The sequence below is a fragment of the Nonomuraea sp. PA05 genome, from assembly GCF_008086045.1.
Lineage (GTDB): Bacteria > Actinomycetota > Actinomycetes > Streptosporangiales > Streptosporangiaceae > Nonomuraea > Nonomuraea monospora.
This window is the reverse complement of the sequence record NZ_VSEY01000011.1, coordinates 62,791-87,098: the sequence shown is the minus strand read 5'-3', so window position 1 is coordinate 87,098 and position 24,308 is coordinate 62,791. Positions and strand designations below refer to the sequence as shown.

General features: G+C 73.0%; 19 protein-coding genes. 6 read left to right on the top strand and 13 right to left on the bottom strand.

The features are described 5' to 3' along the window. Positions 1-89: 89 nt before the first annotated feature. Positions 90-1,262 (bottom strand): elongation factor Tu, encoded by a 1,173-nt coding sequence (tuf, locus tag FXF51_RS18955; RefSeq protein WP_148435817.1) that lies wholly within the window; start codon positions 1,260-1,262, stop codon positions 90-92. A gap of 224 nt (positions 1,263-1,486) precedes the next feature. Continuing rightward, positions 1,487-2,782: a UDP-glucose dehydrogenase family protein gene (locus FXF51_RS18950; protein ID WP_148435816.1), complete on the bottom strand. Its 1,296-nt coding sequence runs from the start codon at positions 2,780-2,782 to the stop codon at positions 1,487-1,489. Positions 2,783-2,995: 213 nt separating this feature from the next. Here FXF51_RS18950 and FXF51_RS61935 point away from each other — a divergent pair, with 213 nt between their 5' ends. The 3 genes from FXF51_RS61935 (at position 2,996) to FXF51_RS18935 (ending at position 7,994) form a co-directional block, all read left to right on the top strand. After that, positions 2,996-4,912 (top strand): alpha/beta hydrolase family protein, encoded by a 1,917-nt coding sequence (locus tag FXF51_RS61935; RefSeq protein WP_222871354.1) that lies wholly within the window; start codon positions 2,996-2,998, stop codon positions 4,910-4,912. Then, the gene (locus FXF51_RS61930) at positions 4,876-6,186 is read left to right on the top strand and encodes a serine hydrolase domain-containing protein (RefSeq protein ID WP_262379641.1); all 1,311 of its coding nucleotides are present in this window, start codon (positions 4,876-4,878) and stop codon (positions 6,184-6,186) included. Before FXF51_RS61935 ends, FXF51_RS61930 begins: the two co-directional genes overlap by 37 nt. A gap of 65 nt (positions 6,187-6,251) precedes the next feature. Then, a complete protein-coding gene (locus FXF51_RS18935; RefSeq protein ID WP_148435814.1) occupies positions 6,252-7,994 on the top strand; it encodes a PucR family transcriptional regulator in 1,743 nt (580 codons plus the stop codon). 63 nt (positions 7,995-8,057) lie between these two features. Here the strand turns inward: FXF51_RS18935 and menC are convergent, their stop codons facing one another. The 5 genes from menC to FXF51_RS18910 form a co-directional block, all read right to left on the bottom strand. Continuing rightward, the gene (menC, locus tag FXF51_RS18930; protein WP_187414446.1) at positions 8,058-9,158 is read right to left on the bottom strand and encodes an o-succinylbenzoate synthase; all 1,101 of its coding nucleotides are present in this window, start codon (positions 9,156-9,158) and stop codon (positions 8,058-8,060) included. After that, the gene (locus FXF51_RS18925) at positions 9,155-9,922 is read right to left on the bottom strand and encodes a GNAT family N-acetyltransferase (RefSeq protein ID WP_148435813.1); all 768 of its coding nucleotides are present in this window, start codon (positions 9,920-9,922) and stop codon (positions 9,155-9,157) included. The genes menC and FXF51_RS18925 overlap by 4 nt, the downstream gene beginning before the upstream one ends. 182 nt (positions 9,923-10,104) lie before the next feature. Further along, positions 10,105-10,656: an acyclic terpene utilization AtuA family protein gene (locus FXF51_RS18920; RefSeq protein ID WP_148435812.1), complete on the bottom strand. Its 552-nt coding sequence runs from the start codon at positions 10,654-10,656 to the stop codon at positions 10,105-10,107. Between the two features lie 89 nt (positions 10,657-10,745). After that, the gene (locus FXF51_RS18915; RefSeq protein WP_148435811.1) at positions 10,746-12,326 is read right to left on the bottom strand and encodes a Na+/H+ antiporter; all 1,581 of its coding nucleotides are present in this window, start codon (positions 12,324-12,326) and stop codon (positions 10,746-10,748) included. A gap of 75 nt (positions 12,327-12,401) precedes the next feature. Continuing rightward, the gene (locus FXF51_RS18910) at positions 12,402-15,152 is read right to left on the bottom strand and encodes an ATP-binding protein (RefSeq protein ID WP_187414445.1); all 2,751 of its coding nucleotides are present in this window, start codon (positions 15,150-15,152) and stop codon (positions 12,402-12,404) included. Between the two features lie 165 nt (positions 15,153-15,317). Here FXF51_RS18910 and FXF51_RS60845 point away from each other — a divergent pair, with 165 nt between their 5' ends. Both FXF51_RS60845 and FXF51_RS18905 read left to right on the top strand, forming a co-directional pair. Beyond that, a complete protein-coding gene (locus FXF51_RS60845) occupies positions 15,318-15,476 on the top strand; it encodes a hypothetical protein (protein ID WP_187414444.1) in 159 nt (52 codons plus the stop codon). 569 nt (positions 15,477-16,045) lie between these two features. Then, positions 16,046-16,813 (top strand): DUF4239 domain-containing protein, encoded by a 768-nt coding sequence (locus tag FXF51_RS18905; protein WP_148435809.1) that lies wholly within the window; start codon positions 16,046-16,048, stop codon positions 16,811-16,813. Here FXF51_RS18905 and FXF51_RS18900 read toward each other — a convergent pair. The 3 genes from FXF51_RS18900 to FXF51_RS18890 form a co-directional block, all read right to left on the bottom strand. Next, positions 16,797-17,507 carry a hypothetical protein gene (locus FXF51_RS18900; protein ID WP_148435808.1) on the bottom strand — a complete coding sequence of 237 codons (711 nt, stop codon included), beginning with the start codon at positions 17,505-17,507 and terminating at the stop codon, positions 16,797-16,799. The two genes, FXF51_RS18905 and FXF51_RS18900, sit on opposite strands and share 17 nt — an antisense overlap. Before the next feature lie 146 nt (positions 17,508-17,653). After that, entirely contained in the window at positions 17,654-19,252 is a 1,599-nt protein-coding gene (locus FXF51_RS18895) for a sensor histidine kinase (protein ID WP_148435807.1), read from the bottom strand. Then, on the bottom strand, positions 19,249-19,974 hold the full coding sequence (locus tag FXF51_RS18890; RefSeq protein ID WP_187414443.1) for a response regulator transcription factor: 726 nt from the start codon (positions 19,972-19,974) through the stop codon (positions 19,249-19,251). Before FXF51_RS18890 ends, FXF51_RS18895 begins: the two co-directional genes overlap by 4 nt. 109 nt (positions 19,975-20,083) lie before the next feature. On the opposite strand from FXF51_RS18890, the gene FXF51_RS18885 reads away from it, so the two are divergent. Next, entirely contained in the window at positions 20,084-20,857 is a 774-nt protein-coding gene (locus tag FXF51_RS18885; RefSeq protein WP_262379640.1) for an aminoglycoside phosphotransferase family protein, read from the top strand. On the opposite strand, the gene FXF51_RS18880 is transcribed toward FXF51_RS18885, so the two are convergent. Genes FXF51_RS18880 through FXF51_RS18870 form a run of 3 tightly spaced genes read right to left on the bottom strand, consistent with a single transcriptional unit; the run spans position 20,835 to position 24,028 of the window. Further along, positions 20,835-21,740 carry a carbohydrate ABC transporter permease gene (locus FXF51_RS18880; RefSeq protein ID WP_148435805.1) on the bottom strand — a complete coding sequence of 302 codons (906 nt, stop codon included), beginning with the start codon at positions 21,738-21,740 and terminating at the stop codon, positions 20,835-20,837. The two genes, FXF51_RS18885 and FXF51_RS18880, sit on opposite strands and share 23 nt — an antisense overlap. 3 nt (positions 21,741-21,743) lie before the next feature. Continuing rightward, complete coding sequence (locus tag FXF51_RS18875; RefSeq protein WP_262379639.1) at positions 21,744-22,661, bottom strand: carbohydrate ABC transporter permease; 918 nt, start codon at positions 22,659-22,661, stop codon at positions 21,744-21,746. Further along, positions 22,658-24,028 (bottom strand): extracellular solute-binding protein, encoded by a 1,371-nt coding sequence (locus FXF51_RS18870; RefSeq protein ID WP_262379638.1) that lies wholly within the window; start codon positions 24,026-24,028, stop codon positions 22,658-22,660. Before FXF51_RS18870 ends, FXF51_RS18875 begins: the two co-directional genes overlap by 4 nt. Positions 24,029-24,308 lie beyond the last annotated feature (280 nt).

Sequence of the window (24,308 nt, the reverse complement as noted above, 5' to 3'; positions counted from 1 at the left end):
CGACACACGCGCTGAGGTGGTGCGGGGCCGTTCAGGACGACCCCGCACCCCGCGACGGCGGCCGGTCAGGCGGCCGGTCAGGCGGCCGGTCAGGCGGCGGGGACGGCGAGCACCGTCCCCGCGCCGACCGTGAGCCCGCCCTCGCGAATGGCGAACCCGAGCCCCGGCTCGACCGCGACGGCCTTGCCCAGCTCGACCGTCACCTCCACCGTCTCCCCTGGCAGCGCGCCGGAGTCCGGCAGCACCAGCTCACCCGGCACGTCCGTGGTCCGCAGGTAGAACTGCGGCCGGTACCCCGACGTGACGGGCCGCCGCCGCCCGCCCTCCTCCGGCGTCAGGAGGTAGACGCGCGCGGTGAACCGCCCGCGGGCGTGCTGGGTGCCGGGCGCCGCCAGCACCATGCCGCGCCGAACCTGCTCGCGGCGCACGCCGCGGAGCAGCACGGCGGCGTTGTCGCCGGCCTCGCCGCGCTCCATCGTCTTGCCGAACGTCTCCACGCCCGTCACGACGGCGGAGAACCCGTCGCCGAACCCGACGACCTCGACGGTGTCGCCGATCCGCACGGTGCCGCGCTCGATGGCGCCGGTGACGACCGTGCCGCGGCCGGTGACCGTCAGCACGTTCTCGACCGGCATCAGGAACGGCGCGTCCACGTACCGCACGGGCACGGGGATGTGCGTGTCGACCGCGTCGAGCAGCGCCTCGACCGACGCCGTCCAGACCGGGTCGCCCTCCAGCGCCCGCAGCCCGGACACGCGCACCATCGGCACGCCGTGGTAGCCGTGCTCGGCGAGCAGGTCCTGCAGCTCCAGCTCGACCAGGCCGGTCAGCTCCGGGTCGGCGCCGTCGGCCTTGTTGACGGCCACGACCAGGTGCTCGACGCCGACGCGCCTGGCGAGCAGCACGTGCTCCCTGGTCTGCGGCATGATGCCGTCGTGCGCGGACACGACGAGGATCGCGCCGTCGAGCTGCGCCGCACCCGTGATCATGTTCTTCACGTAGTCGGCGTGCCCCGGCATGTCCACGTGGGCGTAGTGGCGGGTCGCGGTCTCGTACTCGACGTGCGAGATGTTGATCGTGATGCCCCTGGACGCCTCCTCCGGCGTCCGGTCGATCCGCTCGAACGGCGTGTACGTGGCCTGCCCGCGCTCCGCCAGCACCTTGGTGATCGCGGCGGTCAGCGTGGTCTTGCCGTGGTCGACGTGCCCCATCGTGCCGATGTTGAGATGCGGCTTGTTGCGTACGTAGGCCTGCTTGGCCATGGCTCTCTTCCCTCGTACCTGAAGCTCCTGCGTGACCCGTCAGGGTCGTCAACCTCCCCCCGCCGGGTCACTCCGGGACTAACAGGGAGAGGTCAGCGCTCCAGGCCGTCGCACGCGAACGAGCCCGGCAGCGATGCTGCGGGCGTCGCGAGGCGCGCGTACGGGAACATGAGGAACATAGTGCGGTGATCAGCACCGCGGCGCAACGGATTATTCCGCGGCGGCTACGGCCTCCCGACGCTCATGTACGTGTAGCCGAGCGCCCGCATCCCCGCCGGGTCGAGCAGGTTACGGCCGTCGAAGAGCACCGGCCGCCGCATCGCCTCGGCCGCCTTCGCCCAGTCGACCTCCTTGAGCTGCGGCCACTCGGTCACCACGATCACCGCGTCGGCGCCCGCCATGGCCTCCTCGGGCGTCGCGTGGCGCGTCGTGGAGATCCACGGCTCGACCTCGCCGGGGCGGGCCATCGGGTCCCAGCAGCTCACCTCGGCGCCCTCGGCCAGCAGCCGGCCGGCCAGCACCGTGCTGGTCGCCTCCCGCATGTCGTCGGTGCCGGGCTTGAACGTCAGGCCGAGCAGCGCCACCCGCATGCCCGCCAGCGTGCCCAGCTCGTCCTTCAGCTTCTGGATGGCCCGGCGTTTCTGCAGGTTGTTGACCTCGATGACGGCCGACAGGAGCTGCAGGTGGTAGCCGGTGTTGCTGGCGAGCTGCCGCAGCGCCTCGGAGTCCTTGGGGAAGCAGGAGCCGCCCCAGCCGATGCCGGGCCGCAGGAAGTGGGGGCCGAGGCGGTGGTCGAGGCCGACCGCGCGGGCCACCTCCTCGACGTCGGCGCCGGTCTTCTCGCACAGGGTGGCGATCTCGTTGATGAAGCTGATCTTCGTGGCGAGCAGCGCGTTGGAGGCGAGCTTGACCATCTCGGCCGAGCGCACGTCCATCACCACGACCGGGCCGTCCACGCCGTCGTGCAGGTCGGCGATGAGCTGCGCGGTGGCCTCGTCGGCCGCGCCGATGACGATGCGGTCGGGCCGCATGAAGTCGGCGACCGCGCGGCCCTCCGCGGTGAACTCGGGGTTGGCGGCGTACCCGACGTGCGACAGGCCCGCGGCGTCGAGCGCGGAGCGCACCCGCGCGCCGGTGCCGACCGGCACGGTCGACTTGACCACCACGGCCTTCAGGTGCGCGGCGCCTTCGAGCGACTTCACGACCGACCAGATCCTGGACAGGTCGGCGTCGCCGGAGGCGGAGGGCGGCGTGTCCACGCACACGTACGCGATCTCGGCGCCGCGCAGCGTCTCCTCGAGATCCAGCGTGAACGTCAGCCGCTCCTTGTTCCTGACGATCATGTCGCCGAGGCCGGGCTCGTAGATCGGCACGTCGCCGGAGCGCAGCAGGGCGACCTTGTCGGGATCGATGTCCCGGACCACCACCCGGTGCCCCAGCTCGGCGAGGCAGGCGCCGGTCACCAGACCGATGTACCCGGCACCGAACACGGCCACCTGCCGTTCCGGCTTGCCAACCATGGTTGACCATCCAATCTCGCGAACACCGCAGGCGGGCCCGCTGCTCGGGGAAGTGAGGTGCCGAAACCGGCGGAGGATCTTCACACCCTAACGTCCTTTCTCACATTCTCCTCGACTGGTTGGCGGGTGGCACAACGCGGGGCCCGCTGTTCGTCCGGCAGACCGAAGCAGACCGGAGCGGTGATGCCCTACGGTGCGGTCATGCACCGGGATATGCCACGGATCGGTCTCGACGACGTCCATCGCTTCGCCGTTCCCTCCGATCCGGCGCTGCGCCCCGACGGCGGCGCGGTCGCGTACACGCTGACCAGCGCCGACCTGGAGGCCGACGAGAACCGCGCGGAGGTCTGGCTCGCCGCCCCTGGCGCCGAGCCGCGCCGGCTGGCCAGGGGCAGCGCGCCCCGGTGGTCGCCCGACGGGCGGACGCTGGCGTTCCTGCGGCCGGTGGACGGCAAGCCGCAGCTCCACCTGCTGCCCATGGACGGCGGCGAGCCGTACGCGCTGACCAGGGCGCCCCTCGGCGCGGGGCCCGCCCGCTGGTCGCCGGACGGCACCCGCCTCGCCTACGCGGGCCCGGCCGCCCCCGAGCCCGATCCGCGCGGGACCCGCCCCGCCGGCAGCGGCCTGGCCGGGGAGGAGCCGGATCCGAACGCTCCCGTGGTGATCGACCGGCTCGACTACAAGGCGGACGGCGCCGGGCTGCTGCGCGGGATCACCACGCACCTGTTCGTGGTGGACGTCGCCTCGGGGGAGAGCACCCAGGTGACCGAGGGCGACTTCCACGCGGGCGAGCCCTCCTGGTCGCCCGACGGCACGCGGCTGGCCTTCGCCGCCGACCTGAACGCCGACCGCGACCTGCGTCCCGGCGGCGCCGCGTACACCGTCCCCGCGTCCGGCGGCGAGCCCGAGCGGCTGACCGGCCCCGACCTGCTCTGCGGCGGCGTGTGGTGGCTCGGCGAGCGGCTCGTCGCCGCCGCCCAGAAGGGCGGCCCCGTGGGGCACGTCCGCCTGTTCGAGCTGGGCCCAGGCGGGGCCGCCGAGATCGGGACGGGCCTCGACAGGAACGTGATGACCGGCCACCCCGGCTACCCCGGCGCCGCACCGGCGCTGCTCGGCGGCGACCTGGTCTTCTGCGCCCGCGACGGCGGCTGCTCGCACCTGTACCGCATCCCCGGCGGCGAGCTCGCCACCAAGATCGTGCCCGAGGAGGTGAGCGTCGCCGGGGCGAGCACCGCGGGCGGCGGCGTCGCGTACGTGGCCGCGACCCCGCACAGCGCGGGCGAGATCTTCCTGCTGGAGCCGGGCGAGACGGCCGCCCGGCGGCTCACCGGCCACGCGCTCGCCGGCGCCGACCTGTACGTGCCGGAACGCCGCACCTTCACCGCCCCCGACGGCACCCTCGTCGAGGGCTTCGTCTGGCGCGACGAGAACGCCGCCACCCCTGGCCCGCTCCTGCTCGACGTCCACGGCGGCCCGCACAACGCCTGGGCGCCCGTGCTCGACAACTTCCGCGTCTACCGCCAGATCCTGGCCGCCCGCGGCTGGACCGTGCTGGCGATCAACCCCCGCGCCAGCGACGGCTATGGCGAGGCCTTCTACACCGCGGCCGTCGGCGCCTGGGGCCTGGCCGACACCCAGGACTTCCTCGCCGCTGTGGACACCCTGATCGCCGAGGGCGTCGCCGACCCGGAACGGCTCGCGGTCACCGGCTACAGCTACGGCGGCTACATGACCTGCTGGCTGACCGCGACGACGGACCGGTTCAAGGCCGCCGTGTCCGGCGGGCCCGTCACCGACCTGACCAGCATGAGCGGCACGTCCGACATGGGGCTCCTGCTCAAGGCGTACGAGTGCCCCGGCGACCTGGCCGCCCAGTCGCCGCTCACCCACGTGGACGAGGTCACCGCGCCCACCCTCCTCCTGCACGGCGAGAGCGACGACCGGTGCCCCGTCGGCCAGTCGGAGCAGTGGTTCGCCGCGCTGCGCGAGCGGGGGGTGCCCGTGCGGCTGGTGCGCTACCCCGGCGCCAGCCACCTGTTCCAGGGCGGCGGCAGGCCCTCACACCGCTACGACTACAACGAGAGGATGATCGCGTGGCTGGAGCAATGGGTCAGCGGCTCGCGGAGCTGATCGCCGAGTACGAGGTGCCCGGCGCCGCGCTGGCGTACCTGCACGAAGGGGAGCTGCACGAGTTCGCCGCCGGCACGCTCAACACCGCCACCGGCGTCGAGTCCACCACCGACAGCCTCTTCCAGATCGGCTCCGTCACCAAGGTGTGGACCGCCACCCTGCTCATGCGGCAGATCGAGCGGGGCAGGCTCACGCTGGACACCCCCGTGGCCGAGGTGCTGCCCGGCTTCCAGGTGGCCGACCCCGAGGTGAGCAAGACCGTCACGATCAGGCACCTGCTCACCCACACCAGCGGCATCGACGGCGACCTGTTCATCGACACGGGGCGCGGCGACGACTGCGTCGCCAAGTACGTCGAGGCCTGCGCCGGCCTGGCGCAGAACCACCCGCTCGGCGCCACCCACTCCTACTGCAACTCCGGCTTCGTCATCGCGGGCCGCGTCGCCGAGAAGCTGGCGGGCAAGCGCTGGGACGACCTCATCCGCGAGGAGATCGCCGAGCCGCTCGGCCTCACCCACACCTGGACCCTGCCCGAGGACGTGCTGCGCTTCCGCGCCGCCATGGGCCACGCCGGCGGCGCGCCCGCCCCGCAATGGGGTCTCATGCGCGGCATGGGACCGGCCGGCCTGATCTGCGCCCGCCCCGCGGACGTGGTCGCCTTCGCGCGGGCCCACCTGGAGGGCGGCCTGCTCGACGACCCGCGCGCGATGTGGGAGCCCCAGGTGGACGTGCCCAACCCGGACGGGCTCGGCCGCCAGTGGGGCCTCGGCTGGATCGTCGACGAGTGGGACGGCAAGCGCGTCATCTCCCACGCCGGCAACACCATCGGCCAGCACGCCATCCTCTGGGCCGTGCCCGAGACCGGCACCATCGTGGTGGCCGCCGCCAACGGCGGCCACTCCAACCCGTTCACCCGGGCACTCGGCGCCGAGCTGTTCGCCCAGCTCGACGGCCTCACCGTGCCGCCGCCGCCGTCCCCGCCGCGGACCCCGGCCGAGGTGGACGCCGCCCGCCACGCCGGCCTCTACGAGCGGGCCGGCGCCCGGATCGAGGTGTCGGTCAGGGAGGGCGAGCCGTGGCTCCGGCACGAGGCCACCGGGGCGCTGGCCGCCCTGCAACCGCCGGAGGAGAGCGCCATGGTCGCCGTGGACGAGAACACGTACCTGTTCAAGCTGGGCGGCTCGCCCGACTGGATGTCGGCCGTCTTCTACGAGTTGCCGGACGGCTCGCCGTACGTGCACATGGGCGCCCGCGCGACCCCCAGGACCGGCTGAGGCCCCCGCGCGGCACCCGGGACCGGCCGGGATGGACCTGCCGTGACGTGGACTATGTTGATGGGATGAGGGACCGCCCGCGCGCCAGCCTCGGGCGGATCATCCACGATCTGGGCACCACCGTCCTCGACGTGGCCGCCTCACCCGGCGACCTCGACGCCGAGGTGACCGGCGTGCACATCTACGATCCGCTCGACGAGCTGATCGTGCCCGCGGGCGCGATCCTGCTCGCCGTCGGCGTCCAGGGCGCGGCCGACATCTGCGAACTGCTCGCCCGCGCCCCGCACGCGGCGGGCGTCGTGGTGAAACTTCCGGTGGACGTGGACGAACGGGTCCGCGCCGCCGTCCTGCGGACCGGCGTCGCCGTGCTCGGCCTCACCAGAGCCGCCTCCTGGGCGCAGGTGGCGGCCCTGCTGCGCTCCCTGCTCGCGGAGGGCGACCTGGCGGAGCCAGGCGACGGCGCGCACGGCGACCTGTTCTCCCTCGCCAACGCCGTCTGCGCCCTTCTCGACGCGCCCGTCACGATCGAGGACCGCTCCTCCAGGGTGCTCGCCTACTCGGGACGCCAGGACGAGGCCGACCAGGGGCGCGTCGAGACCGTACTCGGCCGGCAGGTGCCCGAACGCTACCTGCGCCTGCTCGACGAGCAGGGCGCGTTCAAGCGCCTCTACCAGAGCCAGGAGCCGATCCACATCGCGCTCGACGACGGCAGCCCGATCCACCGGGAGGCCGTCGCGGTGCGGGCGGGCGACGAGATCCTCGGCTCCATCTGGGTGGCCGTCCGCGACCCGCTCAACGCCCAGCGGCGGCGGGCGCTCACCGACGCCGCCAAGATCGTGGCCCTGCGACTGCTGCACGAACGGGCGGGGGCCGACACCCAGCGGCGGTTGCGCGCCGATCTGCTGTCCACGGTGCTGGCGGGCGGGGCGGAGGCGGCCGAGGCGGCGGGGCGGCTGGGGATCGCGACCGCGCGGTTGTGCGTGCTGGCCGCCCAGCTCACGAGCACCACCACCACGCGACGGACCGCCCCCGGCCGCACCACGACCAGCGGCGTCACGACCAGCGGCACCACGACCAGCGCCGGCCACAGCGCCCCTGGAGGCCGCGTCAGCACCGGCACCGACGGCGTCACCAGCACCGACCACGCCGCGGAGAGCGCCCGAGCCGAAGGCGACCGCCAGCGCTTCTGCGACGCCCTGGCCCTGCACGTGGCCGCCATCCACCCCAAGGCCGCCGCCGCCCTGATCGGCTCGGTGGCCTACGCGGTCCTCCCCCTGCCCCCAGGCGGTGGCGACGAGGAGGCCAGGGCCCTGCGGGTGGCCGAGAGCTTCCTGGCCAGGGTCGGCCCGAGGCACGCCGCCAACATCGGCGTAGGCCGTCCGGCGCTCAACCTGTCCCAGGTGGCGAGGTCACGCGCGGACGCCGACCGGGCGCTGCGCGTCCTGCGCACCCGCGGCGCGGCCGGCGGCGTGGCGGGCCGGGCGGCCGGTTACTCGGCGGTTCACTTCGAGTCGCTGCTGCTCCAGGTCGCCGACGTGGCCGCCGCGGAGGAGCAGGCGCCCTCCGGCCCGTACCAGCGGCTGCTCGACCACGACGCCGAGCACGGCACCGGGCTGGCGGCCACGCTGGAGGCGTACCTGGACGCGTTCGGCGACGTGGGCGTGGCCGCGGCGCGCGTGCACGTGCACCCGAACACGTTCCGCTACCGGCTCAAGCGCCTGGTCGAGATCAGCGGACTGGACCTCGACGACCCGGACGCCCGCCTCACCGTCCAGCTTCAACTGCGGATCTTCGGCCGACGACACTAGGGCGAACATCACAAGCGGCGGCCCCGACCGCGCCCGCCCTGCTGGTCAGAGGGCTCAGAGGGCTCAGAGGGTGATCCACTCCGTGGCGGTCGTCACCTCGTCCAGCACCGACGGGATGGGCTCGACCCCGAGCCCCGGCCCCGCCGGCACCTCCAGATGGCCGTCCACCAGCTCGAACGGCTCCGTCACGTCGGTCGCGAAGTAGCGGCGCGAGCCGGAGGTGTCTCCCGGCAGGGTGAAGCCGGGCAGGGCGGCCAGCGCCACGTTCGCCGCCCGGCCGAGGCCCGTCTCCAGCATGCCGCCGCACCACACCGCGACGCCGTTGGCCCGGCACAGGTCGTGGATCCGCCTGGCCTCCAGATAGCCGCCGATCCGTCCCGGCTTGATGTTGACGATCGAGCAGGAGCCGAGCGCGATCGCGGCGGCGGCGTGCTCGGCCGACTCGATCGACTCGTCCAGGCAGATCGGCGTCCTCAGCAGCCGCGCCAGCCTGGCGTGCTGCACCAGGTCGTCGTTGGCCAGCGGCTGCTCGATCAGCAGCAGGTCGAACGCGTCCAGCTTGGCCAGGCGGGGCGCGTCCGTCAGCGAGTAGGCGGCGTTCGCGTCCACCTGCAGCAGCACGTCGTCGCCGAACCGCTCCCGCACGGCGCGCACCGGCTCCACGTCCCAGCCGGGCTGGATCTTCAGCTTGATCCGGACGTACCCCTCCTCCAGGTAGCCCGCGACCGCGTCGAGAAGCTGCGGCACCGAGTCCATGATGCCGACCGACACGCCGCACGGCACCCGTGTCCTGGTCGCGCCGAGGAACTGGCCGAACGACTCGCCCGCCGCCCTGAGCTGCGCGTCGAGCACCGCCGTCTCCAGCGCCGCCTTGGCCATCCGGTGGCCCTTGATCGGCTCCAGAGCGCGGCCGACGTCGTACGCGCCGACGCTCTTCGGCAGCGCCGGCAGCAGGAAGCGGCGGATCACCTCGGCGGCGCCGTCCACGTACTCGGAGGAGTAGAGCGGCTCGGACATCGCCACGCACTCGCCCCAGCCCTCGGCGTCCGGCGTCACGACCCTGACCAGCAGGACATCCCTGGACGTCTCGGTGCCGAACGAGGTGCGGAACGGCGCCACCAGCGGCATCGCGATCCGCCGTAGCTCAACTCCAGTGATCTTCACGCTCTCTCCACTACGTAGTACCGCTTCCCTGAGAACCCCGTGACCGCGTGGCCCTCCGCCATCAGTCCCCCCAGCACATCACGTACGGCGTGCCGCCACGCCTTGCCCGCGCCCGGGTCGGCCCGGCGCAGCCCCTCGATGTCCTCCGGCACCGCCACCAGCACCGTACGGGCGGCGCCGCCCACCGGCGTCGCCACCGGCCGCCCGCCCTCGTCGGCCAGCGCCACCACCGCGTCCGAGGCCACCGGCCGATCGTACGGCTCGCCCTGCGCCAGGGCCGCCACGTGCGGCGCGGCCAGCGGCCAGGAGGCGAGCAGCCGGTCCGACTCGTCGCCCTGGTTGATCGCGTCGCCCAGGACGCCGTAGAAGCACGGCAGGTACTCCAGCGGCCTGGCGCCCAGCTTGGCCAGGTTGAAGTGGGCGTTGCGGCGCACCAGGGGATCGTAGGTCCAGGTGATGCGCTCCAGGCCGCGCTCCATCGCCCAGCGGCGCTGATGCAGCTTGAGCTGGTAGCCTACGCCCGGCCTGGTCGCGCCCGTGACGTGCGAGTGCAGCGCGCGGTCCGCCGCCAGGAAGCCCACGGAGGCGCCGATGAGGTCGCCGTTCGCGAAGGCGCCCGCCACGTAGCCGCCGGCGTGGGACAGCGCCCGCATCAGCTCGATCGTGATGGGGGGCGCGGCGGGGGCGAAATGCCAGATGTCGTCGAACAGCGTGTCCACGCGTTCGAGCTCCGCCATCTCGTGGAGTTCCCTGACCTCGATCAACGATCCAACCCTTTCGTCACGATCCCCTGCGACGGTATGCCATCGGGGGGCGGGAGGAATCGTCGTGGGCCACCAAGAGGGCGCGCCTTTTCGTCGTGCGGCCCCACCGCGATGACCGAGGTTCACGCGCGTGCTGAACGGCGGGCGGGCGGATACCCGATCGAGGGCCGGGCGCGGCGGGGTCAGCCGGCGGCGGCCAGGGCGATGCGGATCCGGCTGGGCGCCTCCTGGCTGAGCCGCACCGACTCCAGCGGCACCGTGACCTGAGGCGTCCGGTACCGCCCGCCGGCGAAGCGATCAGCCAGATCGGCCCGCACAGCCGCCGCCGTGACGTCCCCGTCGAGGGAGCTGCGCCCGTCCCGCCAGATCTCCACCATGCACGGCCCAGGCTGGGCCGCCAGCGCCAGCCCCGCCACGGTCGCCCCCGCGAGGGCGCCGAGATCGCGCCGGGTCCAGCCGTAGTGCCAGATGCCCGCCGCCACCACGGGCGCCGCCGGGCAGCCGCCGGGCGCGGTGAGGACCACGTCCATGCCCTGCACCAGCAGCTCGGCGATCTCCTCCGTGCTCCGCGCGATGGGCTCGCCGACCTTGAGCCCGGGGAAGTGCGGCACCTGGCCGGTCATGGCGTAGATGAGTTTGATGCCGGTGCCGAGAGGGCCGGGGCCGTCGTCGTGCCAGCCGCAGGCGATGACGTCGATCGAGTCGGACGACCTCCACGTGCCGATACGCAGCATGTCTATTGACTACCCTTTGCCGCGAACCGTCACACACCGTTACACGCTTGGGGCTCCTGGGGTGTGCCCTGGGACATTGACAGGTGGGGTCACCGCAGGCTTCTGGCGTCGAGCCGGCGCAGCACCCGCGACACCACCACGGGGTCGGCGTTCGGGTCGCGGCGCGCCGCCAGCACGGCCTGCCTGGCGGCCGACATCATCTCGGCCTGCACCCGCCGCATCAGCTTGACCCGCTTGACCCGCTGCTCGACCGCCTCGCGCCGTTCCTCGTCGGCCGCCTCCGGGCTGATCCGCAGCCCGACGTCCAGCATCCGCCTGCTGAGCACCTCGACGACGTCCTCCGGCAGCTCCTCGGCCTCGTCGATCTCCCGCAGCCGCCGCCTGGCCGCCTTGGCGGCCTGGACGGCGAGTCGTTTCTCCAGCTCCCGTTCTGCCGCCGTGTCGGCCTCGACGCCGAGCCGCCGCACCAGCCACGGCAGGGTGAGCCCCTGCGCGATCAGCGTCGTCAGGATGACGGCGAAGGCCACGAACACGATGACCGGCCGGGCGGGGAACGGAGACCCGTCCGCCGTCTCCAGCGGGATGGCCAGCGCGAGCGCCACCGACGCCACGCCGCGCATGCCCGCCCACCACATGACGACGGTCTCGCGCCAGCTCAGCGGGATCTCGGTGTCGTCGCCGCGCTCCACCTTCCTGGCCAGCCACGCGGCGGGGAGCAGCCACAGCAGCCGGACGAGCACCACGACCCCGATGACGGCGGCGCTCCAGCCGAGCACCGTCCACAGCCGGCCGTGCACGGTCCCGAGCACGGCGTGCAGCTCCAGCCCGATCAGCCCGAACGCCACCCCGGTCACGAGCGTGTCCACGACCTGCCAGAACGTCGTCGAGGCGAACCTGCCGAACACGTCGTCGGCGTCGAACATGCGGTCGCTCAGGTAGAACGCGCTGGTCAGCACCGCCAGCACTCCCGAGCCGCGCCACTCGTCGGCCAGCGCGTACGCCGCGAACGGCACCAGCAGCGACAGCCCCACCTGCAGCGTCGCGTCGCCGAGCAGCGTCATCAACCGCCCGCCCAGCCAGCCCAGCGCCAGCCCCACCAGCACGGCCACCACCGCCGACAGCACGAACTCGGACAGCGCCCCCGGCCAGGAGAACGAGCCGGTCACGACCGCCGCGATCGCCACGTGGTAGAGCACGATCGCGGTCACATCGTTGAACAGTCCTTCGCCTTCGAGCAGCGACACCATGCGCCGGGGCAGCCCCAGCCGGCCCGCCACCGCCGTGGCCGCCACCGGGTCGGGCGGCGCCACCAGCGCGCCGAGGGCCACGGCCGCCGCCAGCGGCAGGCCCGGCACCAGCGCGTGCGCCGCCCCCGCCACGGCCGCCGTCGTCACGAACACCAGCGCCACGGCCAGCAGGAAGATCGGTTTCCAGTGGGCCGCGAACTGCCGCCACGACGTGCGCTGCACTGCCGCGTACAACAACGGCGGCAGCAGCAGGGGCAGCACGATGCCGGGCGGGACGTCCACGTTCGGCACGAAGGGCAGCACGGCCAGCAGGATGCCCAGCAGGGTCATCAGCACGGGGGCCGGCAGCCCCAGCCGCTCGCCCAGCGGCACCGTGACGAGGGCGCCCAGCAGCACCAGCATGAGCAGCACGAACTGGTCCACGACGCCCCCAGATGATCGTCGGCACCAGCGTAACCGTACCTTCCAGTCCTGCCGACAGAGGGTCAGAAACCCTGGTCAACCCCGCTCTGCCTGGATCTTGGTGGTGAGCGCCACCCTGGAGCTGACCCCCAGCTTCGCGAACGCGTTCCCCAGGTGGTACTCGATCGTCTTCACGCTCAGCACCAGCTCCCTGGCCACCTGCCGGTTCGTCATCCCGGTAGCCACCAGCCGCGCCACCGCCTGCTCCTGCGGCGTCAGCCGCATCAGCGGCGCAGACCCCGACTCCGCGCGCGGCAGCCCGCACGCGCTCAGCTCCCGCTCGCACCGGTCCACGTACGGCAGCGCGCCCAGCCGGGCGAACAGCGCCACCCCCAGGTCGAGCTGCGACTGCGCCTGCCTGCGCCGGCCCAGCCTGCGCAGGAACCGCCCGTACGCCAGCCGCAGCCGCGCCTCGTCGAACGGCAGCCCCGCCGCCTCAGCCTGCGCCAGGCCGGTGGTGAACGCGTCCTCGGCCGGCTCGTTCTCGTGCCGGGCCGCGTGCAGGCCGCCCCTGCACCGGGCCGCCGCCGCCAGGGCGGAACGCCTGCCGCGCCGCCCCGCCAGCCGCTCCATCCCGGCGAGCTGCAGCTCCGCCCGGTCCAGCTCGCCCAGCGCCACCAGGGCGTCCACCAGCAGGTCCAGCCACTGCACGATGCCGGGCTCGTACACGATGTCGTGCACCTTCACGCCCAGCAGCGGGTCCAGCGCCTCCACGGTGCGGGCGTGGTCGCCCCGCGCGGCGGCCAGGTGGGCGGCGGCGCTGCACGCGTACGCCAGGGAGGCCACCGCGTCCACGCTCGCGCCCCCGCTCGCCGACAGGGCCGCCGCCACGTGCGCCTCCGCCGGCGACCAGTCGCCGCGCGCGGCCGGGACCAGCGCGGCCAGCGCGTGGCAGACCGGCGACAGCCACCGCTGGTCGGCGTCGTCGGCCACCGAGGCTGCGGTCTCGGCGTGCAGGCCGGCGTCGTCCCAGCGGCCCGCCCGGTACTCGGCCTGCCCCAGCATCGCCATCGCCAGCATGCGGAACGGCACCGAGCGCTCGCCGCAGGCCGCCACCGCGCCCGACAGGTCGGCCAGGCCGCCCGGCAGGTCGTCGCTGCACGTGCGCAGCACCCCGCGGCCGAGCAGCGCGTCCAGCTCCGCGATGGACGCCGACGACGGCGACGGCAGGTCCGTCGTGGCGGCCAGGGCGGCGTCGATCTGGCCGGAGACGCCCAGCCCGGCCAGCAGCGTGTAACGGTTGTAGTCGATGCTGAAGCGATAGCCGGGGGAGTTCCTGGCGCGCTCCGCCCACCGGGCCGCCTGCCTGCCCTCCGCCTTGACCAGGCAGAGCATGGCGAGCTGCTGCGCCGCCCGCGCCGCCAGCCCCGACTCGGGCGCGCCGGCCCGCTCCCACGCGGTGACGAGGTGCGCGCGGGCCTCCTCGACCTGGCCGCGCACCATCGCCAGATGCCCCAGCGCGTACCCGCGCACCGCCGGGTGGGCCCGCTCCGGCAGGCTCGCCGTCAGCCTGGCCGCCTCCTCCACCCGTCCGTCGAGCAGCAGCGCCTCCACCGCCTCCGCGGCCAGCGGCGCGGGATCGCCCGACAGCTCCGCCGCCGCCTTCAGATGCTCGGCCGCGCTGCCGAACGCGCCCAGCCGCACCTGCGCACGGCCCAGCTCCGACAGCTCGGCCGCCAGCTCAGGGCTCGGGCCCGCCACCGCCTCGATGCGGTGCCGCAGCCGCGCCTGCTCGCCCTCCGCGACCAGCGCCGCCCGCGCGTGCAGCGCCGAACGGTGCGCGGGGCCGAGATCGCGGTAGACCGCCGCACGGTCCAGGGGGTGCGCGAACGCCGCCAGCGGGCCGCGCGAGGACGAACGCTCCAGCAGCACCCCGGCGCGAACCGCCTGCTCCAGCGCCAGCAGCGGCTCGTCCACCCCCGCCACCCTGGCCGCCAGATGCAGCGGGCACGACAGGCCCAGCACGCTCACCGCGCTGATCAGCTCCCGCACGGGCGGCGCGCACCTGGCCACCTTGCCCAGCACCAGCAGCCCGTACGAGCGCGGCGCGGGCAACGGCTGTCCCAGGTCGTCCAGGGCCGCCGCGGGCACCTCCTCCAGCAGCGCGCGCAGGTGCAGCGGCACGCCCTCCGTGTGCGCGACCAGCCGTGCCAGGCCGCGCTGCGACACCGGCCCCGCGCCCAGCCGGCCGGCCATCGCCCCGACCTCGGCCGTGCCCAGCCCGGACAGCCGTAACCTGCGCGTCCCGTCCGCGCCGACCAGCCGCAGCAGCCCCTCAGGGCCCGCCAGCGCCGCCGCGTCCCGCAGCATGAGCACCGCCAGCACCCGGTCCACGCGCAACCTGCGCAGGCAGAACGTCAGCGCCCGCAACGTCGGCTCGTCGGCCCAGTGCACGTCGTCCACGATCAGGCAGAACGGCTCGCTGCGCTGCCGCTGCGTCACCACGTCGAGCAGCGCCGCCCCGACCGCCAGCGGGTCGGGCAGTGCCGCGCCGTCGTCGTCCAGCCCCAGCTCGGCCAGCCGCTCCGGCAGCCCCTCAGGACCCGAGAACAACCTCGTCAGCGTCCCGTACGGCAGCAACTGCTCGCCCTCGTCGCCGTCGGCGAACACCACGTCCACCGGCCCGCTCTCCTCCAGGAAGCGGTGCACCAGAGTCGTCTTCCCGATCCCGGCAGGCCCCTCCACCACCACGAGCCTGGGCAGCCCGGCACGGGCGCGCCCGAACTCCTCCGCCAGGCAGCGGAGCTCGTGGTCACGCCCGACGAACATCGCGATCGGCTCAGCCATGGCGGCCTCCGCATTCTGGTTATCCCACGTTTGCGCGCCACGGCGGGCTCCCTCAAGTAAGACTTGCCTGTCCGTGTGTCCAGACCCGGCCCGAAAATCAGGGGTTATCCCCAGGTGCGATCCCGGGGCGCACGTTCCTACGCTCGCGGTGAGCCGGGAGGCCTGATGCGGTTCATCGTCGATCTGGAGTACGGCGCGGACGGGGTCCACGGGCTGGTGACGCGGGAGGGCGACGGCCGGGCCGAGCCCTTCCATGGCTGGCTCGACCTGCTGCGCGTGCTCGAAGCGCCGTACACCAGGGGTTATCCCTGGGACGTACCCTGAAGCGCTTGGAACGGGAAAGCCCGAACATGTGAGGCGTCCCCCGTGGGAGGGGCGCAGGTGAAGGCCCTCAGGCCGTTCGCGGAGGGACGGCCAGGTCTTCGCCGCGCAGGGGAGGGTGCCCGCCGGCCCCCGTGGAGCAGCTGCCACGTCGCAGCGCCGGTCCTCGCCATGCCGGCGCCGGGTCCGGCGGTCACCGGGGCGGTCTTCGCAGGTAGCCGGCGGCGACCGCCCCGGGGCGCCTCTCCCCGTCCTGCGGGGTGACACGCCTGTGAGGCGGTGCTCACCGGGGCCGGGTCGGCCTGCGGTGTCGGACGCCCGCTCACATGCCCGCGGCGGCGGCTCCCCGGCAGTCCGCCGCGGGCCCCGCACGGGGACGCGCCCGCACGGCGTCGCCCCGTGCGGGATCGCGTACGGCTGGGCCCGGGGGCGCGCGGGTCACGGGGCCGCGCGACGCCGGGCTCAGCCGTGGCGCTTGCGCTGGGACTTTACCTTTCAGGGCCTCACGCCATCATTGCGCTGTGTGATAGTAATGTGACACTGCGTACTCAAACGGGATCTGGGAGATCTTCATGGTGGCGTACATACTCTCGATCTTCGCGGCGATGGGCGCGGTGGCGCTCACGGCGCTGGTCTTCAGGCGGGTGAAGACGGCCGGAGAGGACCGCGACCCCAACGGCCCGTCGGCCGCCCACGCCGGCGCCATGTTGTCGGCCATGTTCCTGCTCGTGTTCGCCATCGCGATCATCGTTCCCTGGACCACGGCCGACGCCGCCAGGCTCAACACCCACGCCGAGAGCCAGTCCTCGGTCGACGCGTACTGGGCGGCCTCCGGCCTGCCCGGCTCCGCGCCCGAGGAGGTGCGCAGGTCGCTGCGCGAGTACGTCGCCTTCGTGGTCAAGGACGAGTGGCCGTACATGGCGGGCGGGCGCATGCACCCCGTCGGCGACGAGCGCATGGACGACCTGCGCGGGCGCGTCAACGCGCTGCAGCCGACCGACGACGAGGAAGAGGACGCCAAGGCGACCGTCCTGGAGCACATCAGCGCCATCTCCACGGCCCGCGCGCAGCGCACCGCCGACGCCGACGCCAGCCCGCCCGAAGGGTTGCTCCTCCTGACCGTCCTCACCGGCGTCCTCGTCGTCGTCTTCCCCTTCCTGGCCGGGGCCAGGCCGAAGGGGCTGGCGATCCTGCCTCTGGTGGCCACGTCGGCGCTGATCGGGTTCGGCACCTACCTGACGTGGGACATCTCCCGGGCCTTCGACGGGCCGCTGGCCGTGGGGCCCGAGGCCTTCCAAGGGGCGCTCGAGGAGTTCGCGCGGATCAGCGGGGGGATGTGAACGTGGGCGTCAGGCGTGCGCCCCTCCTGCTCGCCGCCGCCCTCGCCCTGGCCGCCGTCGCGGGCCCGGCGGCGGCCGAACCTGAGCCGTGGCCCTGGCGGGCGCCGGTGGGGGAGCGGGTGGCCCCGCGTGCGGCGATCCCGCGTGCGGCGATTCCGCGTGCGGCGATTCCGCGTGCGGGCGTCCCCCGGGTGCCGATGGCCCGGCCGGTGCCTTCGCCGCGGGTGGGGCGGGTGCGTCCGCCGCGGCCGGTTCCGCGGGTGTCCGTACGCAGGCCCGCGCCGCCCAGGCGGGTCACCGTGGGGCCCACGGTGAAGGTGCCGCGGGTGTCCACGCGCAGGTCGCCCGACCCCAAGGTGTCGATCTCGATGCCGCGCGCCGATCGGCGGGCCAGGCCCGAGGTGACGGTGCCGGGGGTGACGGTCTTTCCCGACGGGGTCTGTGCGGGTGGGGTCGTGCTGGGGGAGTGCCCGCGCGGCCGGCCACGGGCCGCGCCCCAGCCCCGGACGGTCGCGCCGCCCGTGGTGCCGGTTCGTGTCCTGCCTCCGCCGGTGCCCAGCCCCACGCCCAGCCCCAGTGCGACGCCCTCTCCCCGGCGGCCCGTCCAGGTCGGCGAGCCGGCGGAGCGGCGGCGTAACCCGATGAAGTCCGTGCTGCTCACAGTGGTGCTGGTGACGGCGATCACCTCGACCACGGCTGTGGCGTTCCGGGCGCGGCGGTGAGGCTGACGGTGGGCGTAAGCGGCCGCGCGAGGGGGCCGGGTAAGGCGTGGCGCCGGGCGCTGTGTGGCGGGGTCGCGCTGGGCGCTGGGTTCGGGTGTGGCGCGGGAGCGATGCGGCGTCAGGTGCTGCCCGGGCCGTGGAGGGGGATCACCACGCGGAAGCACGTGCCGTGGCCAGGGCGGCTGCGTGCCTCGATGCGGCCGTCGTGCGCCTCCACCAGCGCCGCCGCGATCGCCAGCCCCAGGCCGGTGCCGCCGCTGACGCGGGAGCGGGCGGCGTCGGCCCGGTAGAAGCGGTCGAAGACGTGCGGCAGGTGCTCGGGCTCGATCCCGGGCCCGTCGTCGCACACCTCCACGACGGCGACTTCCCCGCTCACCTCGGCCCCCGCAACCGTCACCGGCCCCGCCGCGCCGGACCCGTTCGCGCCGGACCCGTTCGCGCCGGACCCATGCGCGCCGGACCCATGCGCGCCGGCCCCGCCTGCGCAAACGCCCTTCGCGTCGCCCCCGTCCGCGCGGGTCACCACCACCCGGATCGCCGCCTCCTGAGGCGTGTGGGCGACGGCGTTGCCGACCAGGTTGGCGATCACCCGGTGCAACCGGTGCTCGTCGCCGACCGCCCGCACCGGCCGTTCCCCCAGCACCAGCTCGACCGTCCGGCCCGGATCGCGGGCCCGCGCCCCGTGCACCACGTCGCCCGCCAGGACGTGCAGGTCCACCTCCGTCAGGTCCAGCGCTCGTTCCTGGTCCATCCTGGCGAGCAGCAGCAGATCCTCCACCAGCACGCCCATCCGCTCCGCCTCGCCCTCGATCCGGCTGAGGATCCGCGCCACCGCAGGGTCGGGCTCGCTGCGCCCGTGCCGGTACAGCTCCGCGAACCCCCGGATGGACGTCAGCGGGGTGCGCAGCTCGTGCGAGGCGTCCGCGAGGAAGCGGCGCAGCCGCCGTTCGGAGCGTTCCCGCTGGCGCAGCGCCTCGCTGAGGCGGCCGAGCATGACGTTCAGCGCGCTGCCGAGCCGGCCCGTCTCGGTACGCGGGTCGCTGTCGGACACCCGCCGGTCCAGCTCGCCCGCCGCGATGGCGGTGGCCGTGCGTTCCATCCTGGTCAGCGGGCGCAGCCCGAGCCGCACCACCACCAGCGCCACCGCGCCCAGCAGGGCCAGCACCAGCACGCCCGCCGCCGCCTCGATGAGCAGGAGTTGCCGTACGGTGCTGCGGTTCGACTCCAGGGAGATCGACACCGCCGCCCGGTCGCCGTCCGGGAGGGGGACCACGATCGTGCGCCACTCGGCGGCGCCCGCGCGGTCCGGGACGGTGAAGGGGGCGGGGGCCGGATGTGAGATCGCGCTCGCGGGGACGGCGGGGCCGCTGCCGGCGTCGGGGAGGCGGCGGACGACGGTGCCCGACGGGTCGTAGATGGCCAGGTGGAACTGTGTGGGGAGTTCGACGTCGTCGCGGCGGGGGCGGACGGGGGCGCCGGGGGGCGGGCCCTTGCGGAAGTTCGTGGCGAAGTCGGTGAGCTGGGTGTCCACGCGGGACAGGAGGGAGCGGTCGAGCAGGAGCACCCCGGCGGCGGCGAACACGGCCAGTGCGGCCGCCGACAGGCCGAGCAGCGCCGCCAGCAGCCGATGCCGCAACGGCCAGGCCCGCCCCGCCCGCCCCGCGTGATCCGGAGGTCGCGGCCGCGACGGCTCGTCCCGAGGCTGCGGCGGGGTCATCGGCGCCGGTCCAGGAGGCTCTGGTCGCGCAGTGAGTAGCCCACCCCCCGCAACGTGTGAATGAGCGGCGGCCCCGCCACGTCGATCTTCCGCCGCAGATAACTGATGTAGGACTCCACGATCCGGCTGTCGGCCCCGAACCCCGAACTCCACACCCGATCCAGAATCTGCGACTTGCTCACGACCCGCTCCGCGTTGATCATCAAATACCGCAGCAGCCCGAACTCGGTGGGCGACAGATGGATCCGCCGCCCGCCCCGCCGCACCACGTGCGTCTCCTCCTCCAGTTCGAGATCGGCGTACCGCAGCAGGCCGTCGTCCCGTTCCTCCTCCCGCCCCGCCCCCGTCCGCCGGAGGATGGCGCGGATGCGCAGCACCACCTCCTCCAGGCTGAACGGCTTGGTGACGTAGTCGTCGCCGCCGGCGGAAAGCCCGGCGATCCGGTCGGCGACGGTGTCGCGGGCGGTGAGGAAGAGCACCGGCGGGCCGCCGCCGTCCGGCCGCAGCCGCTGGGCGACGGCGAAACCGTCGAGGTCGGGCAGCATCACGTCCAGCAGGATGATGTCGGGCCGCTCCCGTCCGACGGACTCCAGCGCCTGCGTGCCCGAGGCGGCCGTGCGGACCTGGAACCCGTTCAGCTCCAGGGCGTCGAGCAGCAGCTCGCGGATGTTGGGCTCGTCGTCGACCACGAGCACCATCGGGGGTTTCCGCGCTGAGTCCATGCCGCCTGTTCTACCCGGTCCACCTGGGAATCCGGTGAAAAATGGGGGGCGGAAGCCGAAGGCCGCGTGGCACACTGACGCGATCAAGGACGCGAGCGAGGGGGCGCGGGTGCCGGAGGAAGAGGTGCTGACGGGCGGCGGCGTGAACCACGTGGTGCGGGCGGGCGACACCGTGCGCAGGCCGTCGGGCCCCTGGACGCCGTCCGTGCACGCGCTGCTGCGGCACCTGGCCGCCCGCGGTTTCACCGGCGCGCCGAGGAGCCACGGGATCGACGAGCAGGGCCGGGAGGTTCTCGACTTCGTGCCGGGCCGGACCGCCGACTACCCGCTGCCCGCCTGGGTGCGCACCGACGAGGTGCTGGCGGGCGTGGCGCGCCTGCTGCGCGGCTACCACGACGCGACGGCGGGCGTCCCGCGCGAGGGCGTCTGGTACTTCCCGCCGGTCGAGCCGGCCGAGGTGATCTGTCACGGGGACGTGGCGCCGTACAACTGCGTGTTCGGGGACGACGGCGAGCCGGTCGCGTTCATCGACTTCGACACGGCGCATCCGGGGCCGCGCGTGTGGGACGTGGCGTACGCGGCCTACCGGTTCGTGCCGTTGCACCATCCGGGCGACGGCGACGGGATCCCGGTGGCGGAGCAGGCGCGGCGGCTGCGGCTGTTCGCCGACGCGTACGGGCTCGGCGACGACGACCGGCAGGCGCTGGCGCAGACCGCGATCAGGCGGCTGCGGCACCTGGTCGCCTTCATGCGGGAGCGCGCCGCCGCGGGTGACGCGGCCTTCGCCGGTCACGTCGCCCGCGGGGACGACCGCTTCTACGAGCGGAACATCGAGCACCTACGCGCGCACGAGAGCGCTCTCATTTGCCGAAGCCCACAGTGAGGCCGCTGAGGAGCTGGCGGCGGCCCACCACGTACAGGAAGAGGATGGGCAGGGTGGTCAGCACGACCGAGGCCAGCACCGCCGGCACGTTGATGCTGTACTGGCCCTGGAACGACCACAGCGCCAGCGGCAGCGTGCGCTTGTCCGGGCTCTGCGTGAGGATCAGCGGCAGCAGGAACCCGTTCCAGATCTGCAGCGCGTTGTAGATCGTCACGGTCACCACGGCCGGGCGGGTCAGCGGGAAGGCCAGCCGCCAGAGCATGCCACCCTCGGTCGCGCCGTCGATCCGCATCGAGTCGAACAGCTCCTTCGGCACGTCCCTGATGAAGTTGGACAGGACCAGCACCGACAGGGGGATGTGGAAGGCGATCGACGGCAGGATCAGCGCCATCAGCGAGTCGTACAGGCCGAGCTGGATGATGATCAGGTAGATCGGGATGATCGTGGCCTGCAGCGGGATGGCCAGGCCCATCAGGAACAGCGAGTTCGTCCAGCGCAGCAGCCTGCTGCGGCCGCCGCGCACGATCGCGTACGCCGCCATGAAGCTGACCAGCACGGCCGGCACGACGGCGCCGACCGTCACGATGACGCTGTTGATGAAGTACTGCACGAAGTCCGACTCGATGACCAGCCGGTAGTTCGCCAGGGTCGGCTCGGAGGGCGGCGCGAACGGGTTCTCCTGGTAGTACCTCGACTGCGACTTGAAGCTCGTGATGACGATCCAGTAGATCGGCACGAACACGATCGCCAGCCACAGGATGCTGGTCAGGCCGGCCAGCCAGTTGGGCCGCTCCTTGCTGCGGGTGACCTTGCGGCGATGACCCGGGCCGTCCGCCTTGGAGGCGGCGGCGCGCTGGGGAGCCCTGGTGGGGACGGTCGTCATGCGTCAGACCCCTTCGAGCTGACTGTGGCTGGAGTCGCGTCCGCCGAGCCGGCGCAGCAGCAGCGACAGGGCGAGTCCGACGAGGACGAGGATGACCGCGATCACGCTGGCCGGGCCCATCAGGTTGGCCTGGAAGCCGCGCTTGTACATGTCGAGCGCGAGCACCCGGGTGGCGTCGCCGGGACCGCCGGCGGTCAGCACGAAGATCAGGTCGAAGAGTGTCAGTGAGCCGACCACCATCAGCGTCGAGGACGTGATGACCGTGTACTTGAGCTGCGGCAGCGTGATGCTGAAGAACCTGCGCACGCGGCCCGCGCCGTCCAGCTCCGCTGCCTCGAACATCGAGCGCGGGATCTGCCGGATGCCGCCCTGGTAGATCAGCGCGTGGAACGGGATGTACTGCCAGGACACCACGAAGATCACCACGCCGAAGGCGAGCACCGGCTCACCCAGCCAGTCCTGGATGAGGAGGTCGATGCCGAGGCCCGCGCCGAGCCCGAAGTTCGGGTCGAGCAGCGCCTTGTACGTGATCGCCAGCGCCGCGGAGCTGAGCAGCAGGGGGATGAAGAACACGACCGACAGGACCGCCCGGTACCGCTGGTGCCCGGCCAGGAACGCGCCCATCAGGATGCTCGCCGGCGTCTGCACCGCCCACGACACGGCCATGAGCAGGAACGTGATCCAGAGCGCGTGCGGCAGCCCGGGGTCGCTCAGGATCGCGCCCCAGTTGCCGAACCCGGCGATGCCGATCTGGCCGAGCCCGTCCCACTGCGCGAAGCTCAGCGCGAGCACTCCGATCAGCGGGATCACCGCGAACCCGATGAACAGCGCCAGCGCGGGAACGGTCATCCACCCGAGTGAGCCGCCGCGACGGCCCGCCGGTGCTCCGGCGGGCCTGGCGGTGGTCGTGACCGCGCTCACTTGCCGATGACCGCGTTCATGTTCGTGGCGAACTGCTGCGGCGAGATCGACAGCTGGAACAGCTTCGAGATGTTGTCGAGCAGCACCTCGGCGGCCGTCGGGCTGAGCGCCTGGTCCCACGACTGGGCGAAGGTCTTGGCGTTGACCGCGATGTTGTAGACGAAGGTCAGGAAGTCCTTGTCCTTGGAGGCGGCGAACTGCGCGTCCGCGCCCTTGATGATCGGGACGGCGCCGGTCTCCACCCACTCCTTGACCGCGGTGTCGTCGATCAGCGCGCCGGAGAAGAACTTCTTGGCGATCTCCTTCTGCTCGGGCGTGGCCTTGGAGGAGATCGACAGGTACTGGCCGGGGTTGCCGACAGTGTTGCCGGGGTCGCCCTTGCCGCCGTCGATCGGCGGGAAGTTCATGTAGCCGAGGTTGCCGCCGGAGACGAAGTCGCCGCCGTCGGTCGACATGCTGCCGTACGTCCAGCCGCCGTGCAGCATCATCGCGGCCTTGCCCGTGTAGAGCAGCGCCTGGTCGGCGTTGGAGTCGGCGGTGATCGAGGAGAAGCCCTTGACGAACCCGTCCGCCTTGACCAGCTTCTGCACCTCGCCCAGGGCCTGGATCGCGAGCGGGTTGTTCCAGGCGTCCTTCTCGCCGTCGAACACGGCCTGGAACACCTCGGGGCCGCCCAGGCGGTCGAAGAGGAACTCCAGCCACATCATGTTCGTCCAGCGCGACTGGCCGCCGAGGGAGAACGGCGCGATGCCCTTGGCGTTGAACTTGGGCACCAGGTCCATGATGTCGCCCCACGTCTGGGGCGGCTGCGCGCCGATCTTCTCGAACGAGCGCTTGTCGTAGTACAGGACGATGGGCTGCAGGGTCTCGCACGGCATCGCGTAGATCTTGCCGTCGATGGTGGCCGCGCCGAAGGCCGACGGGAACAGCTTGTCCTTCACGGCGGCGTTCTGGTCGAACCAGGAGGTCAGGTCCTCGACCTGGCCCGCCTGCACGTAGCTGCGCAGCGTGCCGCCGCCCCAGCCCCAGATCAGCGTCGGCGCCTGGCCGGCGCCGATGGCCGTCTTGATCTTCGTCTTGAACGCGTCGTTCTGGAACGTCGTGCCCTCGATCTTGCCGTTCGGGTTGGCCTGGTTGTGCCGCTCCATGGTCCTGGTGCGCACGCCCTCCTGGGGCTGCGTCGACAGGTACCAGTACGTGGCACTGCTGCCGCCGCCACCGCCGCTGGCGGTCGCGTTCCCGGTGCCGCCCCCGGCGCCGGTCTGGGTGGGTCCTGTGCCGCCGCAGGCGGCGAGTGCTGCTCCTAGGGGGACGCCCATGGAGACGAGGCTGAGGAAGTTGCGGCGAGAGGTTGTCCTGGACTCCACGCTGATCTCCGTACTCGTATGCCGCGGGCTGGGGGTCGCGGCTCGTTGATCACTGCATGCGATGGCCGGCGGTCGTGGATCGGCGTCGTCCCGACGCCACTTTCCACTCCTCCTAAAGTCAGCTCATCGAAACATTTTCGACATGACCGCGGGGTTCGCCAATCTAGATTTCGGCAATAAAGGTGTCAAGACCTTGTCGATCAGGAAACCCCTGGATTTCCTGAAGCTCACGTGTAAGGTAACTTCCGCCTACCCTCACCTGGTCCGTGATGGGGTGGAG

What these genes read in the sequence shown, in the direction of transcription:
- tuf (WP_148435817.1), bottom strand. Translation starts at nt 1,262, where the DNA reads ATGGCCAAGCAGGCCTACGTACGCAACAAGCCGCATCTCAACATCGGC.
- FXF51_RS18950 (WP_148435816.1), bottom strand. Translation starts at nt 2,782, where the DNA reads ATGGTTGGCAAGCCGGAACGGCAGGTGGCCGTGTTCGGTGCCGGGTAC.
- FXF51_RS61935 (WP_222871354.1), top strand. Translation starts at nt 2,996, where the DNA reads ATGCCACGGATCGGTCTCGACGACGTCCATCGCTTCGCCGTTCCCTCC.
- FXF51_RS18935 (WP_148435814.1), top strand. Translation starts at nt 6,252, where the DNA reads ATGAGGGACCGCCCGCGCGCCAGCCTCGGGCGGATCATCCACGATCTG.
- FXF51_RS18920 (WP_148435812.1), bottom strand. Translation starts at nt 10,656, where the DNA reads ATGCTGCGTATCGGCACGTGGAGGTCGTCCGACTCGATCGACGTCATC.
- FXF51_RS18910 (WP_187414445.1), bottom strand. Translation starts at nt 15,152, where the DNA reads ATGGCTGAGCCGATCGCGATGTTCGTCGGGCGTGACCACGAGCTCCGC.
- FXF51_RS60845 (WP_187414444.1), top strand. Translation starts at nt 15,318, where the DNA reads ATGCGGTTCATCGTCGATCTGGAGTACGGCGCGGACGGGGTCCACGGG.
- FXF51_RS18905 (WP_148435809.1), top strand. Translation starts at nt 16,046, where the DNA reads ATGGTGGCGTACATACTCTCGATCTTCGCGGCGATGGGCGCGGTGGCG.
- FXF51_RS18895 (WP_148435807.1), bottom strand. Translation starts at nt 19,252, where the DNA reads ATGACCCCGCCGCAGCCTCGGGACGAGCCGTCGCGGCCGCGACCTCCG.
- FXF51_RS18890 (WP_187414443.1), bottom strand. Translation starts at nt 19,974, where the DNA reads ATGGACTCAGCGCGGAAACCCCCGATGGTGCTCGTGGTCGACGACGAG.
- FXF51_RS18880 (WP_148435805.1), bottom strand. Translation starts at nt 21,740, where the DNA reads ATGACGACCGTCCCCACCAGGGCTCCCCAGCGCGCCGCCGCCTCCAAG.